General features: G+C 64.4%; 11 protein-coding genes. 6 read left to right on the top strand and 5 right to left on the bottom strand.

The genetic code is table 11. The features are described from left to right. The first annotated feature begins 12 nt into the window (after positions 1 to 12). Positions 13 to 1,617, top strand: a complete 1,605-nt coding sequence (locus AC5ZFO_RS15255; protein ID WP_282522559.1) for an alpha-amylase family glycosyl hydrolase — start codon at positions 13 to 15, stop codon at positions 1,615 to 1,617. Between the two features lie 166 nt (positions 1,618 to 1,783). Here the strand turns inward: AC5ZFO_RS15255 and AC5ZFO_RS15250 are convergent, their stop codons facing one another. Further along, positions 1,784 to 3,481 (bottom strand): alpha-amylase family protein, encoded by a 1,698-nt coding sequence (locus tag AC5ZFO_RS15250; protein ID WP_496122210.1) that lies wholly within the window; start codon positions 3,479 to 3,481, stop codon positions 1,784 to 1,786. Positions 3,482 to 3,774: 293 nt separating this feature from the next. Here AC5ZFO_RS15250 and AC5ZFO_RS15245 point away from each other — a divergent pair, with 293 nt between their 5' ends. Then, positions 3,775 to 4,266: an MmcB family DNA repair protein gene (locus AC5ZFO_RS15245; RefSeq protein ID WP_282522557.1), complete on the top strand. Its 492-nt coding sequence runs from the start codon at positions 3,775 to 3,777 to the stop codon at positions 4,264 to 4,266. 158 nt (positions 4,267 to 4,424) lie between these two features. Here the strand turns inward: AC5ZFO_RS15245 and AC5ZFO_RS15240 are convergent, their stop codons facing one another. Both AC5ZFO_RS15240 and AC5ZFO_RS15235 read right to left on the bottom strand, forming a co-directional pair. Beyond that, complete coding sequence (locus AC5ZFO_RS15240) at positions 4,425 to 4,979, bottom strand: ActR/PrrA/RegA family redox response regulator transcription factor (RefSeq protein WP_014491094.1); 555 nt, start codon at positions 4,977 to 4,979, stop codon at positions 4,425 to 4,427. A gap of 102 nt (positions 4,980 to 5,081) precedes the next feature. After that, positions 5,082 to 6,404 carry an ActS/PrrB/RegB family redox-sensitive histidine kinase gene (locus AC5ZFO_RS15235; protein WP_282522643.1) on the bottom strand — a complete coding sequence of 441 codons (1,323 nt, stop codon included), beginning with the start codon at positions 6,402 to 6,404 and terminating at the stop codon, positions 5,082 to 5,084. 106 nt (positions 6,405 to 6,510) lie between these two features. On the opposite strand from AC5ZFO_RS15235, the gene AC5ZFO_RS15230 reads away from it, so the two are divergent. The 4 genes from AC5ZFO_RS15230 to AC5ZFO_RS15215 all read left to right on the top strand — a co-directional run bounded on the left by AC5ZFO_RS15230 (position 6,511) and on the right by AC5ZFO_RS15215 (position 10,636). Then, complete coding sequence (locus AC5ZFO_RS15230; protein ID WP_282522556.1) at positions 6,511 to 7,314, top strand: ABC transporter ATP-binding protein; 804 nt, start codon at positions 6,511 to 6,513, stop codon at positions 7,312 to 7,314. Further along, entirely contained in the window at positions 7,311 to 8,129 is an 819-nt protein-coding gene (locus AC5ZFO_RS15225) for an ABC transporter permease (RefSeq protein ID WP_282522555.1), read from the top strand. Before AC5ZFO_RS15230 ends, AC5ZFO_RS15225 begins: the two co-directional genes overlap by 4 nt. A gap of 121 nt (positions 8,130 to 8,250) precedes the next feature. Beyond that, complete coding sequence (locus tag AC5ZFO_RS15220; protein WP_282522554.1) at positions 8,251 to 9,579, top strand: polyhydroxyalkanoate depolymerase; 1,329 nt, start codon at positions 8,251 to 8,253, stop codon at positions 9,577 to 9,579. 217 nt (positions 9,580 to 9,796) lie between these two features. Continuing rightward, positions 9,797 to 10,636, top strand: coding sequence for a M48 family metallopeptidase (locus AC5ZFO_RS15215; RefSeq protein WP_282522553.1), 840 nt, complete (start codon positions 9,797 to 9,799; stop codon positions 10,634 to 10,636). A gap of 206 nt (positions 10,637 to 10,842) precedes the next feature. Here AC5ZFO_RS15215 and AC5ZFO_RS15210 read toward each other — a convergent pair whose 3' ends face one another. Continuing rightward, positions 10,843 to 11,502 carry a hypothetical protein gene (locus AC5ZFO_RS15210; protein WP_496122209.1) on the bottom strand — a complete coding sequence of 220 codons (660 nt, stop codon included), beginning with the start codon at positions 11,500 to 11,502 and terminating at the stop codon, positions 10,843 to 10,845. A 395-nt stretch (positions 11,503 to 11,897) separates the two neighbouring features. Then, positions 11,898 to 14,114 carry a transglycosylase domain-containing protein gene (locus AC5ZFO_RS15205; protein ID WP_282522551.1) on the bottom strand — a complete coding sequence of 739 codons (2,217 nt, stop codon included), beginning with the start codon at positions 14,112 to 14,114 and terminating at the stop codon, positions 11,898 to 11,900. Positions 14,115 to 14,196 lie beyond the last annotated feature (82 nt).

The following is a 14,196-nucleotide window of genomic DNA, read 5'->3' as shown; positions in this document are numbered from 1 at the left end:
GGGTTTTCCGGCATGGCTCAGGGCGGCGACAATTGGTGGCGCGACGGCATCTTCTATCAGATCTACCCGCGCTCCTTTCAGGACACAGACGGTGACGGCGTCGGCGATCTCGCCGGCATTTTGCGGCGGCTGCCTTACGTGAAATCGCTCGGCGTCGACGCGATCTGGCTGTCGCCGATCTTTCCCTCGCCGATGGCCGATTTCGGCTACGACATCTCCGACTATACCGGCATCGATCCGCTGTTCGGCACGATGGAAGATTTCGATGCGCTGCTCGCGGCTGCGCATGACAACGGCCTGAAGCTGATCCTCGACCTCGTGCCGAACCACACATCGAGCCAGCATCCCTGGTTCGTCGAGAGCCGGTCCTCGCGCGATAATCCCAAGCGCGACTGGTACGTCTGGCGCGATCCGGCCGCCGATGGCGGGGTCCCGAACAACTGGCTGTCCGAATTCGGCGGCAGCGCCTGGCAGTTCGACGAGACGGCAGGTCAGTATTACTACCACGCCTTCCTTGCCGAGCAGCCGGATCTCAACTGGCGCAATCCGGATGTCCGCGTGGCGATCTACGACGCGATGCGGTTCTGGCTGGAGAAGGGCGTCGACGGCTTCCGCGTCGACGTGATCTGGCACCTGATCAAGGATGCCGAATTCCGCGACAACCCGCCGAACCCGCATTACGTCGAGGGCCGGCCGCCGAACGAGAAGATCCTGACGCAATACTCCACCGACCAGCCGGAGGTGCATGACGTCATCGCCGAGATGCGGCGCGTCACGGATGCATATCGCGACCGCGTGCTGATCGGCGAGATCTATCTGCCGCTGCACCGGCTGATGGCCTATTACGGCAACGATCTCACCGGCGCGCAGATGCCGTTCAACTTCGCGCTGCTCTCGACGTTCTGGAGCGCGCGCTCGATCGAGACAATCGTCGAGGATTACGAGAAGGCGCTGCCGAAGGGCGCCTGGCCGAACTGGGTGCTCGGCAATCACGATCGTCCGCGCGTCGCAAGCCGTGTCGGGCCGGAGCAGGCCCGCGTCGCCGCCATGCTGCTGCTGACCCTGCGCGGTACGCCGACGCTCTATTACGGCGACGAGATCGGCATGCATCAGCTGGCAATTGCGCCTGCGGACGTGCGCGATCCCTTCGAGAAGAACGTGCCCGGCATCGGCGTCGGGCGCGACGGCTGCCGGACGCCGATGCAGTGGGATGCGTCGCCGGCCAGCGGCTTCTCCGGCGTAAGGCCCTGGCTGCCGCTGCCGGAGGACCATATCCACGAGAACGTCGCCGACCTCGAAGCCGATTCGCGTTCGATCCTCAGTCTGTACAAGCGGCTGATTGCCTTGCGGAAGGCATCTCCGGCGCTGGTCGAGGGCGACTACCATCCGATCGCGGCGCAAGGCGATCTCCTGATCTATCGCCGCGAGGCGGAGGGCACCGCGGTGATCGTCGTGCTCAATCTCGGGCCCGACCCGATCGCCGTGACCACCAGTGCGATCCGTTTCGACAGCGAGATCTTGCTGTCGACGTTTCTGGATCGCGAGGGCGAGAGGCTGGAAGGCGTGCTGGACCTGCGCGGGAACGAGGGCGTGGTGGTGATGCAGCCACATACCTAGCTGTCGTCCCGCAAGAGCAGAGCTAAGAGGTGGCCACCGCTATCTCCCCGTCATTGCGAGCGCAGCGAAGCAATCCAGAATCTTTTCGCGGCGAAAGTCTGGATTGCTTCGCGACGCTCGCAATGACGATCCTTGAAGCAGCGGTGCAGGCCACGGCATCTCGACATCACCCCGGATGCTTGTTGCCCGCCGTATTCCCGTCGATATCACTCCGCTTCAAGAGATAATCCAGCCCGCCGACGCGGTACCAGCGATAGCCATAGGGCTCCAGCACGACGCGATGCTGGCCGCGCTTGTCGGCGTGGCTGTGATCCTCCGCGAGCAGGTTGATCAGGTGCGCGCCGGCGTCGCCGGGCAATCCCGCCGAGAACGCGATCTCGCGCGGCTTCTCATCCAGATTGTGCACGAACAGCACGGAATTGTTGCGCCAGTCGTAGCGCATGATGAACATGGCGGGATCGCGCGTCGGAATGATCGCGAAGTCGCCCCAGCCGATCTCGGGCACCTCCTTGCGCATGCGGACGATGCGCTCGGTCCAGTTCAGCATGGAATTGGGATCGCGCCGCTGTTTCGCGACATTGACGTGCTCGTAGCCGTAGGGGCCGGTGTCGATGACCGGGCATGCCGGCTTGTTGCTCTTGGTGAAGCCGCCATGCGGCTCGGTCGACCATTGCATCGGCGTGCGCGCGCAATTGCGCTCCGGCAGCGCGAGATCGTCGCCCATCGCGATCTCGTCGCCGTAGCGGATGACAGGCGTCCCCGGCAGCGTGCACATCAGGCTGTAGGCGAGCTCGAGCCGCCTTCGGTCGCCGCCGAGCATCGGCGCGAAGCGGCGGCGAATGCCGCGATCGTAGAGCTGCATGTCCTTGTCCGGTCCGAAGCGCTTGAACACGATGTTGCGCTGCGCCTTGGTCAGGCGTCCCAGATCGAGCTCGTCGTGATTGCGCAGGAACAGGCCCCATTGCGCGCTGGCCGGCCGTGGCCTGGTCGCCTTCAGCGCCTTCGCCAGCGGACGCGAGTCGCCGGATGCCAGCGCATAGAACAGATGCTGGTTGACGTGGAAGTTGAACATCATGTGCATGCGGTCGCCGTCGCGGCCGAAATATTCCATGTCGGTTTCCGGCAGCACGTTGGCTTCGGCGAGGATGATGGCGTCGCCCTGCCGCCATTGCAGGAATTCGCGGAACACGCGCAGCATGTCGTACTGCTCGACCGGCTTCTTCACCTTCGCGCCCTTGGTGGCGATCACGAACGGCACGGCGTCCATGCGGAAGCCGGACACGCCGAGCTGGATCCAGAAGCCCATGATCTTCAGGATCTCGGCCTGCACGCGCGGGTTCGAGGTGTTGAGGTCGGGCTGGAAATCGTAGAAGCGGTGGAAGAACCAGGCGCCGGCTTCCTTGTCGCGCGTCCAGGTCGATTTCTGCACACCGGGAAACACCATACCCTTGTTGGCGCCGGCCGGCTTCTTGTCCGACCACACATACCAGTCGCGATAGGGCGAATTCTTGTCGCGCCGCGCCTCCTTGAACCAGTGATGCTGGTCGGAGGTGTGGTTGACGACGAGGTCGATGATGATGCGGATGCCGCGCTGTTTGCAGCCATGGGTGAATTCGACGAAGTCGCCGAGCGTGCCGTAGCGGGAATCGACGCTGTAATAGTCGGCGATGTCGTAGCCGTCGTCGCGGCCCGGCGAGGTCTGGAACGGCATCAGCCAGATCGTGGTGATGCCGAGGCCGTGCAAATAGTCGAGCCGCCGCAGCAGGCCCTTGAAGTCGCCGACGCCGTCGCCATTGGCATCCATATAGGTGCCGACGGAGAGGCAGTAGATCACGCCGTTCTTGTACCAGAGATCGTCGATCATGCGCGCGCCGCCTCGATGCTCCGCCGAGGTGCGGCGGCTGCGTGATAAGTGCGTGGGGAAGGGGAGGTTCCCGCGCTCCGCTGTCGTCCCGGGGCGCGACGAAGTCGCGAGCCCGGGACCCATAGCCACAGGGAGTGGTTTTGCGAAGACTCGGGGTTGCCGGCTTCGCCCCACAACTCCTCCCTGTGGTTATGGATTCTGGGCTCGCGCTTCCGCTTTCGCTCTTCGAGCTACGGCGGACAAGCCGCGCGCCCCGGAATGACGGGCCCACCGGAATCGGCTAAGCTCCCCCCATGGACAGCACCGCCCGCAACATCGCCCTGGTTCCGCCGCCCGACCGCCGCCAGTCCGAGACGGCGCTGGCGATCGCGCGCGGCACGGCGCGGCTCTTACGCTCGCTCGGCTTTACCTGCATCAGCGAACTGCCGCTGCCGTCGGGCCGGCGCGCCGATCTGGTGGCGCTCAACGAGCGCGGCGAGATCTGGATCGTGGAGATCAAATCGTCGGTCGAGGATTTGCGTGCCGACCAGAAATGGCACGAATACCGCGCCCATTGCGATCGGCTGTTCTTCGCCTTCACGCAGGATCTGCCGTGCGAGATCTTCCCGCAAGACACCGGCCTGATCATCGCGGACGCCTACGGCGCGCATCTGCACTGCGAGGCGCCCGAGCACAAGATCGCCGCTGCCACGCGCAAGCAGATGACGGTGCGTTTTGCCATGGCGGCAGCCTTGCGGATCAACCGTCTGGTCGACCCGCAGGGCCACGCGGATTTTTGGGAATAGCGGCGCCGCGGGCGCGGACGCCGTAGGGTGGGCAAAGCGACTTGTCCGCCGTAGCTCGAAGAGCGAAGGCGGAAGCGTGCCCACCATTTCAACCAACCACGATTGAAGCAGGGATGGTGGGCACGGCGCTACGCGCCTTTGCCCACCCTACGAGACCGTTACCGCGGCGCGCGCTTGGCCAGAATCCGCTGCAACGTACGACGGTGCATATTCAGTCTGCGCGCCGTCTCCGAGACGTTGCGGTTGCACATCTCGTAGATGCGCTGGATGTGCTCCCAGCGGACGCGGTCGGCGGACATCGGGTTGGTCGGCAACTCGGATTTTTCCGAGCTGGTCGAGAGCAGCGCGGCGACGACGTCGTCGGCATCCGCGGGCTTCGACAGATAATCGATCGCACCCATCTTCACGGCGGTCACGGCGGTGGCGATGTTGCCATAGCCGGTCAGCACGATCGCGCGGGCTTCGGGGCGCTTCTTCTTCAGCGCGGAGACGACGTCGAGACCATTGCCGTCGCCGAGCCGCAGATCCACCACGGCGAATGCGGGCGCGGCCTTGCCGATCTGCGCGAGGCCATCCGAGACGGTGTCACACGACGTCACCGCAAAGCCACGGGTCTCCATCGCGCGCGACAACCGCTCCAGGAACGGCTTGTCGTCCTCCACGATGAGAAGCGAGCGGTCGGTCTGTTCGTTCAGTTCGGCGATGGCGTTCAAGGTGTTGTCCTCTCTCTGCACATCCACATATGGCGTCGCAATCAGGCGGTGCCAAGGCCGCAAATAGTCGATCGGCCCTGCCGTGCGACGCAAGGTCGCGGGCTATCCTATTGTTTCTTCGAGCGTCTCGATAGTCTCAAAACGCTCTCTCGGCCAACTGATGTGAACCACAGCACCGTGTTCCGGAAAGGTCCGGTTGGTAAACGAAACCTTGGCCCCGGTGCGTTCCAGCAAGGTGCGCGCGATGAACACGCCAAGTCCGAGCCCGCGCCGTTCGCCGCCGCCGTCATCCAGATTGCGCCGCCGCGACAAATAGGGCTCGCCGATCCGGTTAAGGATGTCGGGCGGGATACCCGGGCCGTCGTCGGAGATCACGAGCTCGATCGTTTCCTTGTTCCACCATGCATTTACCTCGACGGTGGTGCGGGCGAAATCGACCGCGTTCTCGACGATGTTGCCGACGCCGTAGAGGATCGCCGGGTTGCGCGAGCCGATCGGCTCGGCGAAGGCCGCGACCGCGATCCGCACCTTGATGTCGACGCCGAAATCGCGGTGCGGCGCCACCACCTCCTCGATCAGCTCAGACATTTTCATGCGGTCGAACGGCGCGCCTTCGGAGGAAAGCTGGGTGATCTTGCTCAAGATGTCGCGGCAGCGCTGGGTCTGCTCGCGCAGGGTTTTCAGGTCGGCGGCGAAACTTGGGTCTTTCACCGTCTTTTCCAGCTCGCGCGAGATCAGGAAGATGGTCGCGAGCGGCGTGCCGAGCTCGTGCGCGGCTGCGGCAGCCAGGCCGTCGAGCTGGGTCAGATGCTGCTCGCGAGTCAGCACCAGCTCGGTCGCAGCCAGCGCGTCGGCGAGCTTGCGCGCCTCCTCCGTCACCTGGAACGAGTAGAGGCTGGTGACGCCGATCGCGAGCACGATCGAGAGCCAGATGCCGATGAGATAAATCGGCGGTAGCACCAGGGGATCGTCGGAATCCCAGGGCAGCGGCAGATGGAAGAAGAACAGCACCGAGGCACAGGCCACCGCCAGCAGGCCGAGGCCGAAGGTGAAGCGGGCCGGCAGCGCGGTGGCCGAGATCAGCACCGGCGCGAGGAACAGGAACGAGAATGGGTTCTGCAGTCCGCCGGTGAAGAACAGCAGCCCCGCCAGCTCCACGAGGTTCAGCGCGAGCAGTCCGGCCGCCTGCATCGGCTCCAGCCGTTGCAGCGGATTGGACACGGTCTGGAGCGCCAGGTTGAGCGCCGCCGACAGCGCGATGATGCTGACGCAGGGGACGATCTCGACGTTGAACTCCAGCCCCTGCGCCACGATGAAGATCGCGGCGAGCTGGCCGAGCACCGCCAGCCAGCGCAGCCGCAGGATCGTGTCCAGGCGGATGTGCCGCTGTGCATGGCGGAAGTCGGTATCGGCGGTCTCAGTCATCTCGGCCAATGTGGTGGTGCCTTCTCGGTCACAAACGCAGGGCTCGCGGAACCACCCGGATTACAAGCCTTGCGCTCCCCGCTGCAATAGCAGAAGAACGGCTAGCATGACCGGGAACGACAAAGCTTCAAGTCCGCCGACTGTCGCGGAGCGCGGCTCCTCTGCGGCCATTGCGGTCGATCACCTCGTCAAGGTCTACAAGCAGACCCGCGCCGTCGACGATATCTCCTTTTCGCTGCCGCGCGGCAGCATCACCGGGCTTTTGGGCGGCAACGGCGCCGGCAAGACCACGACCATCGCGATGATCATGGGCCTGGTGCTGCCGACCTCGGGCCGCGTGCAGGTGCTCGGGCATCGGATGCCGGAGGAGAGCGCGGCGGTGCTGGGGCGGATGAATTTCGAGAGCCCCTATGTCGACATGCCGATGCGGCTCACGGTGCGGCAGAACCTCACCGTGTTCGGCAAGCTCTATGCGGTGAAGGACGTCTCCGATCGCATCGCCAGGCTGGCCGACGAGCTCGATCTCACCGAATTCATCGACCGCGCCAACGGCAAGCTCTCCGCCGGGCAGAAGACCCGCGTCGCGCTGGCGAAGGCGCTGATCAACCAGCCCGAGCTGCTGCTGCTGGACGAGCCCACCGCCTCGCTCGACCCGGATACGGCCGACTGGGTGCGGGCGCATATGGAGCGCTATCGCAAGGAGAACAACGCCACCATCCTTTTGGCCTCGCACAACATGCTCGAGGTCGAGCGGCTCTGCGACCGCGTCATCATCATGAAGCGCGGTCGCATCGAGGACGACGACACGCCGGAGGCCATCATGGCGCGCTACAACCGCACCACGCTGGAGGAGGTGTTCCTGGACGTCGCGCGCGGGCGGGTGAACGGTGCGAAGGAGGCGGCGCGATGACCGAGCTCTCCCTCCACGGCGGCATTTCCATCCATCGCATCGGCGCGATGATCCTGCGCTACTGGTATCTGTTGATGTCGTCCTGGCCGCGGCTGCTTGAGCTGCTTTATTGGCCCGCGCTCCAGGTCATCACCTGGGGCTTTCTCCAGCTCTACATCGCCGAGAACGCCAATTTCTTCGCGCGCGCCGGCGGCACGCTGATCGGCGCCGTCATCCTCTGGGACATTCTGTTCCGCGGCCAGCTCGGCTTTTCGATCTCGTTCCTGGAGGAGATGTGGGCCCGCAACATCGGCAACCTCATGATGAGTCCCTTGAAGCCGATCGAGTTTCTGCTGTCGCTGATGATCATGAGCATGATCCGGCTCGCGATCGGCGTCATCCCGATGACGCTGCTCGCGCTGTTCCTGTTTCACTTCAACGTCTACGCCCTCGGCCTGCCGCTGATCGCGTTCTTCTGCAATCTGATCTTCACCAGCTGGGCGGTCGGCATCTTCGTCTCGGGGCTGGTGCTGCGAAACGGCCTCGGCGCCGAGAGCATCGTCTGGACCCTGATGTTCGCCATCATGCCGCTCGCCTGCGTCTACTATCCCGTCAGCGTGCTGCCGGCATGGCTGCAATACGTCGCCTGGTCGCTGCCGCCGACCTATGTGTTCGAGGGAATGCGGACACTCCTGATCGAACACACCTTCAGGACCGATCTGATGTTGAGTGCGTTGGCCATCAATGCGGTGCTGCTGGTTGCATCTTTTGGGGCATTCCTTGCCCTTTTGCGGAGCGCCAAGAAGCACGGCTCGCTGCTCTCGAGCGGTGAATAACCTCACTTTCCCGTGGATTCAGGCTGGTTTGGCCGTTCAGGGCCCGTAGATGTACGGAACCATGCATTGACGCAATATTACGCATTCGGCAGTATGCTGCGATGCGAAGAGGAATATAACGATGCCTATTGGTGAGTTCGGCGGCGCGCCGCCCCTGGCGGCCGAAGGCAGTCCGGTCCTGACGACGCCGATGTACTGGATGTACGAGATGGCGCAGGCCTCTCTCAATCCGGCGCGTGCGGTCACCGACGCGACCAAGCTCCTGTTTCAGAACCCCCTCAATCCGTGGGCGCGCACCGAGGTCGGCAAGTCGGTCGCCGCGGCCTGTGAATTGTTCGAACGCACCACGCGCCGTTACGGCAAGCCGGAATGGGGTCTCAACGACACCGAGGTCAACGGCATCCGCGTCCCCGTCGAGGTCCGCTCGGTCTGGGAAAAGCCGTTCTGCAACCTGCTCTACTTCGATCGCAAGTTCGCTCGTCCCTTGCGCAGCCCGCAGCCGCGGGTGCTGATCGTGGCGCCGATGTCCGGCCACTACGCGACGCTGCTGCGCGGCACGGTCGAGGCTTTCCTGCCGGCGCATGAGGTCTACATCACCGATTGGGCCGACGCCCGCATGGTGCCCCTGAGCGAAGGCCGCTTCGATCTCGACGACTACATCGACTACGTCATCGAGATGCTGCACGTCCTTGGCGGCAACACCCATGTCATGGCGGTGTGCCAGCCCTCCGTTCCCGTCGTTGCCGCCGTCTCGATCATGGAAGCGCGGCGCGATCCCTTCGTGCCGACCTCGATGACGCTGATGGGCGGCCCGATCGACACCCGCCGCAATCCGACGGGCGTGAACAAGCTCGCCCAGGAGCGCGGCATCGACTGGTTCCGCAACACCGTCATCACCAAGGTGCCGTTCCCGCATCCGGGCATGATGCGCGACGTCTATCCGGGCTTCCTGCAGCTCAACGGCTTCATCAGCATGAACCTCGACCGGCACATGGACGCCCACAAGCGCCTGTTCGCCAACCTGGTGAAGGGCGACGGCGACCTCGTCGACAAGCATCGCGACTTCTACGACGAATATCTCGCGGTGATGGATCTCTCCGCCGAGTATTATCTGCAGACGGTCGATACCGTATTCGTGAAGCACTCGCTGCCGAAGGGCGAGATGACCCATCGCGGAACACGCGTCGACCCCTCGAAGGTCACGCGCGTGGCGCTGATGACGGTCGAAGGCGAGAACGACGACATCTCCGGGCTCGGTCAGACCGAAGCAACGCACACATTGTGCAGCTCGATCCCCGATCATCGCCGCGTTCATTACGTCCAGAAGGGCGTCGGACATTACGGCGTGTTCAACGGCTCGCGCTTCAAGTCGGAAATCGTGCCGCGCATCCATGACTTCATGGTCTCGGCTGCGAATCCGAGCTCGTTGCAGGCTCTCGCGGCCGAATAAGCGCGTTTTTCGGCTTTCCCGCTGAAAATCAACACTTCGCCGGGGGTTCCAGCAGGGGCTGGTTCCCTCCAGATTCGCGGTATTTAGGTAGCTTTGTAGGAGTGATTCCTACCTCACCCCTTGGGGGTGCCGCATGCGTCCAGCGGGGGCGAAAAAACCGGGTTCCAACCCCAGTCTGTAGGGTCTCCCGGACGCTGGACCGCTGTATATTGGGCAAATGATTTGTTTTTGCGCCGAGCGCTTTCCCTGGCGGCGGTTATGGCAGAATCCGGGCGCCCTCCTGCCCCCCGGACTGACAGACATGGCCACTCGCGCACTTCTCTATCGGCGGCCCCACGAGCCGAAGACCTTGGTCATCACCCATGGATCGCAGTTTTTTGCGATTCGATTGCGCCGGCACCGCCGCGCGCGCCGCTACACGCTCAGAATCCATCCGAGCGATCGCGAAGCCATCCTCACCATCCCGCCGCGCGGCACGCTGGCCGAAGCCAAGGACTTCGCGCAACGTCACGGTGCGTGGATCGCTGCGCGTCTCGGGCGTTTGCCGAAGGCTGCGCCGTTCCAACCCGGCACAGTGATACCGCTACGCGGCAACCCCCATCGTATCGTTCATCGTGCCGGCACGCGCGGCACGGTCTGGACGGAAGTGCGCGACAGCGGTGAACGCATTCTCTGCGTCGCCGGCGGGGTCGAATATGTCGACCGCCGCGTCAGCGACTTCCTCAAGCGCGAGGCGCGCCACGATCTCCAGCGCTCGGCGGAGGCCTATGCCGTCGAGCTCGGCGTCAAGGTCAAGCGCCTCTCGATCCGCGATCAGTCCAGCCGTTGGGGCTCCTGCACCTCGGCGGGCTCGCTGTCGTTCTCCTGGCGCCTGATCCTCGCGCCGCCTTACGTGCTCGACTACCTCGCCGCGCACGAGGTCGCCCATCTCGTCGAGATGAACCACTCGGCGCGGTTCTGGCGCGTCTGCGGAAAGGTCTGCCCGTCGATGGAGCGCGCCAAGAAGTGGCTCGACACGCACGGCAACGACCTGCACCGCTACGGCGTCGAGAATTAGGGCGCGCTGCTAGCCCAACACTGACTGTCGTCGCCCGGCTTGACCGGGCGACCCAGTATTCCAGAGACTGTTGTTGTTGAGCCGAAACGCCGCGGCGTACCGGATTCCCCGTTGGAGCCCGTCATCGGGCTCGCCGAAGGCGAGACCCGGTGGCGGAGAATGACAGCGGACGACAGCTGACCCGCGGTATCAATTCGTCGCTCGGATCAGGCGCTGTAATCCGCGCTTGCTCCCGGCTGCGCCCGTGACGCGAGATAGAACGATTGCAATTGGGCGCTGGCTTTCTGACCCTCGGCCAGCCTCGCCTGGAAGGCCGCGTCGAGTTGATCGCGGCTATAGATCGCAGAATTGCTTTGACGCGGTGTCCATTGCGATTGCGTGATCGCGGTGGACGCTTTTTCGACGGAGCCGCCAAGCAGCTTGGCGTAATTGTCGGCTCGCCATTGCGCCAGATCGGGTCCACTCAGACCGGGAGGATCCTCGAGCTTGCCGATCTTTGCGGCCGCCGCGTTGGTCATCGTCGAGGACCCGCCATTGTACAGAGTGGCCACCACCTTGCCGTCAACCTTCACCTGGGCATAGGTATTCTCAGGCGCATCGTCCGAGACGGCCGGTTGAGTCGCGCTCGCGCCGTGGGTCATCAGCCAATTCGTTGCCATCAGGTCGCGCAGGACCGGGTTATCCGCCACCGAGATCGGCTTGGCGCCTTGCAGCGGCTTGAGCTGCGACACGTCAATTCCAGGTGCGCTGGTCGCTGCGTCGGTCTCGGCGGGCGCCTCCGAGAGGACACCCGATGTCGGGTTTGAATTGGACGTTGATGAGGGACGCAGATAGCTCGATGCCGGGTTGGACAGGCCTGAAATCATGGAACGCTCCTTCCCACTAAACCCGAGTCTTCGCGACTCAACCTAAGAGAGCAATTCCTGGGCCGATGTCGGAGCTTTGAAGAGACTGGTGTTTTGGCGTTCGGAAACTTCCCGGCGTCGGTAAATCTTGCCGCCATAGGCAGGACTTGCCTTTGGGAACCGCGGACTGTGGCATCGCGCGAATGAGTTCGAATGCGTGCATTGCAGCTGCATTCGGTCCACTCAATCGTCAAATGCTATGCTGCCGCCACGCCTTGCGCGCTGGCGACCGAATGCTCTGACGCGCCAATGAGTTCGCGAGCTTCACCGCGCATCGCGCCGGATATCACCGGCTACTGTGCATGGGGTTGTTTTCACGTTTTTTGTTTTGAGGCCCTGGGGACCTCAGCTCGAGGCTACCGATTTCCGCCGAACAGCCGGTCCATCAGCCAGCCGTCGAGGCCTGCTGCGGCTTCCGGCCGCACATTGGCGCGCGTCGGAGGCGGGCGATAGCCGCCGCTGCTCGCCGGTGCCGGCCCTGGCGCCGTCGTTGCCGTCGGCGGCGATACCTGCGATGCCGCCTGCGCGAGATTCGAGAGGCCCCAGGTCGCTTGCGAGTTCGGCAAGGCGGCCACCGGCACACCCTCGTGCGCCGTGCGCATGAAGCGGGACCAGACTTCGACCGGCAGGCCGCCGCCGGTCGCCTTCTTGGTCGGCGAGTTGTCGTCATTGCCGAGCCAGACGCCGGTGACGAGGTTGGCGGTGTAGCCGATGAACCAGGCGTCGCGGTAATCCTGGCTGGTACCGGTCTTGCCGGCCGCCGGCCAGCCGGGGATCTCCGCTTTCTTGGCGGTGCCTGATATCAGCGTCTCCCGCATCATCGTGTTCATCATGCCGACATAGCGCGGGTCGATGACCGGGTTGCGCTCTTCCGCTTGCCGCATGTAGAGCAGCTTGCCACTGAGCGTCCTGATCCGCGTGACGACGTGCGGCGCCACGGCGAAGCCGCCATTGGCGAAGGGCGCATAGGCGCCGACCAGCTCGACGACCGAGACTTCGGAGGTGCCGAGCGCGATCGAGGCATTGGGCTCGAGCTTCGAGGAGATGCCGAGCCGGTGCGCGGTCCGCACCACGTTCTTCGGCCCGACCTCGAGACCGAGGCGGATGGCGACGGTGTTGAGCGACATTGCCAGCCCCTGCGTCAGCGTCACCGCGCCGAAATATTCATGGGTGTAGTTCTCGGGCTTCCAGCCCTTGACCTCGATCGGCGCGTCCTGGCGCACCGTGTCCGGCGTCAGCCCCTGCTCGAGCGCGGTCAGGTACACGAACGGCTTGAACGAGGAGCCCGGCTGGCGCTTCGCAGTGACCGCGCGGTTGTACTGGCTGTCGGAATAGTTCCGCCCGCCGACCATGGCGCGCACCGCGCCGTCAGGCGTCATCGCCACGAGCGCGCCCTGGCTGACATTGAACTTGACGCTCTTGGCCGCGAGCTCGTCGATGATGGCGGCTTCCGCCACGCTCTGAAGCTTCGGATCGATCGTGGTCTCGACCTTGATGCTCTCATCGATCTGGCCGACCAGATCGTCCAGCACCTCGCCGATCCAGTCGGCGACGTAGTTGACCGTGCCGGCGCCGGCCGGCTTCACGTTGTAGGAGGGGTGGCCGATCGAGGCCTGCGCCTGCGCGTCGGTGATGAACTTGGCATCCGCCATCGCCGCGAGCACGATTTGCGCGCGCGCTTCCGCGCCTTCGGGATTGCGGTTCGGCGCCAGCCGCGACGGCGATTTGACGAGGCCGGCCAGCATCGCGGCCTCGGCGACGGTGACGTTCTTCGCCGACTTGCCGAAATATTTCTGCGCCGCGGCCTCGACGCCATAGGCGCCCGAGCCGAAATAGACGCGGTTGAGATAGAGCTCCAGAATCTCGTTCTTGGAATGCTTGCGCTCCAGCCAGATCGCGAGCTCCGCCTCCTGGAGCTTGCGCGCCATGGTCCGTTCCTGGGTCAGGAACAGGTTTTTCGCGAGCTGCTGCGTCAAGGTCGAGCCGCCCTGCGAGACGCCGCGATGGAGCACGTTGGTGACGAGGGCGCGCAGGATGCCAATCGGGTCGATGCCGAAATGCGAGTAGAAACGGCGGTCCTCGATGGCGATGAAGGCCTTCGGCAGATAGGGCGGCAGGTCCTGCAGCGAGACGTTGGCGCCGGCCATCTCGCCGCGCTGCGCCAGCATGCTGCCGTCGATGCCGACGATCTGGATCGTCGGCGGCCGCTTGGGAATCTCCAGCGACTGGATCGGCGGCAGATGGGCGCCGACATAGATCACGACGCCGATCACGGCGATCACGCCCCACAGGCCGAGCACCGCACCCCAATAGACGAGGCGGCCGAGGCTGAAGCCTCCGCCCGATTTCGACCGGCGCTTGGCGCCGCTGCGGCCGGCTGGTGCCTTCCGCTCGCGCGACGGCTCGTCGCCGGCATCCTCGCTCTTGCGCTTGGCGGATGGTTTCGTTGATTTCTTCGGCTTGTCCTCGCCGCCGGGGACGCGGTCGGCCGCGGTCAGGCGCAGATCGGCGAGCGCAGCAGGCAAGCCGAACAATGGCTCCTTCCGCCCACCCTTTTTCTTTCCCCACGCCATACGCAAAACGCCCGGTCAGCCCGCCTCGTCGCACGCTACCGGTCGCTGTTTAAGGCCCGGTTACCCAGAGCTTAACGCGCGA

The organism is Bradyrhizobium sp. Unk1, assembly GCF_059512345.1.
The sequence above is the reverse complement of the archived record's forward strand: the minus strand, read 5'-3'. Positions and strand labels throughout refer to the sequence as shown.

Excerpts from the sequence above, each read along its gene's own strand:
- AC5ZFO_RS15255 (WP_282522559.1), top strand. The coding sequence starts at position 13 with ATGGCTCAGGGCGGCGACAATTGGTGGCGCGACGGCATCTTCTATCAG.
- AC5ZFO_RS15250 (WP_496122210.1), bottom strand. The coding sequence starts at position 3,481 with ATGATCGACGATCTCTGGTACAAGAACGGCGTGATCTACTGCCTCTCC.
- AC5ZFO_RS15245 (WP_282522557.1), top strand. The coding sequence starts at position 3,775 with ATGGACAGCACCGCCCGCAACATCGCCCTGGTTCCGCCGCCCGACCGC.
- AC5ZFO_RS15235 (WP_282522643.1), bottom strand. The coding sequence starts at position 6,404 with ATGACTGAGACCGCCGATACCGACTTCCGCCATGCACAGCGGCACATC.
- AC5ZFO_RS15230 (WP_282522556.1), top strand. The coding sequence starts at position 6,511 with ATGACCGGGAACGACAAAGCTTCAAGTCCGCCGACTGTCGCGGAGCGC.
- AC5ZFO_RS15225 (WP_282522555.1), top strand. The coding sequence starts at position 7,311 with ATGACCGAGCTCTCCCTCCACGGCGGCATTTCCATCCATCGCATCGGC.
- AC5ZFO_RS15220 (WP_282522554.1), top strand. The coding sequence starts at position 8,251 with ATGCCTATTGGTGAGTTCGGCGGCGCGCCGCCCCTGGCGGCCGAAGGC.
- AC5ZFO_RS15215 (WP_282522553.1), top strand. The coding sequence starts at position 9,797 with ATGATTTGTTTTTGCGCCGAGCGCTTTCCCTGGCGGCGGTTATGGCAG.
- AC5ZFO_RS15210 (WP_496122209.1), bottom strand. The coding sequence starts at position 11,502 with ATGATTTCAGGCCTGTCCAACCCGGCATCGAGCTATCTGCGTCCCTCA.
- AC5ZFO_RS15205 (WP_282522551.1), bottom strand. The coding sequence starts at position 14,114 with ATGGCGTGGGGAAAGAAAAAGGGTGGGCGGAAGGAGCCATTGTTCGGC.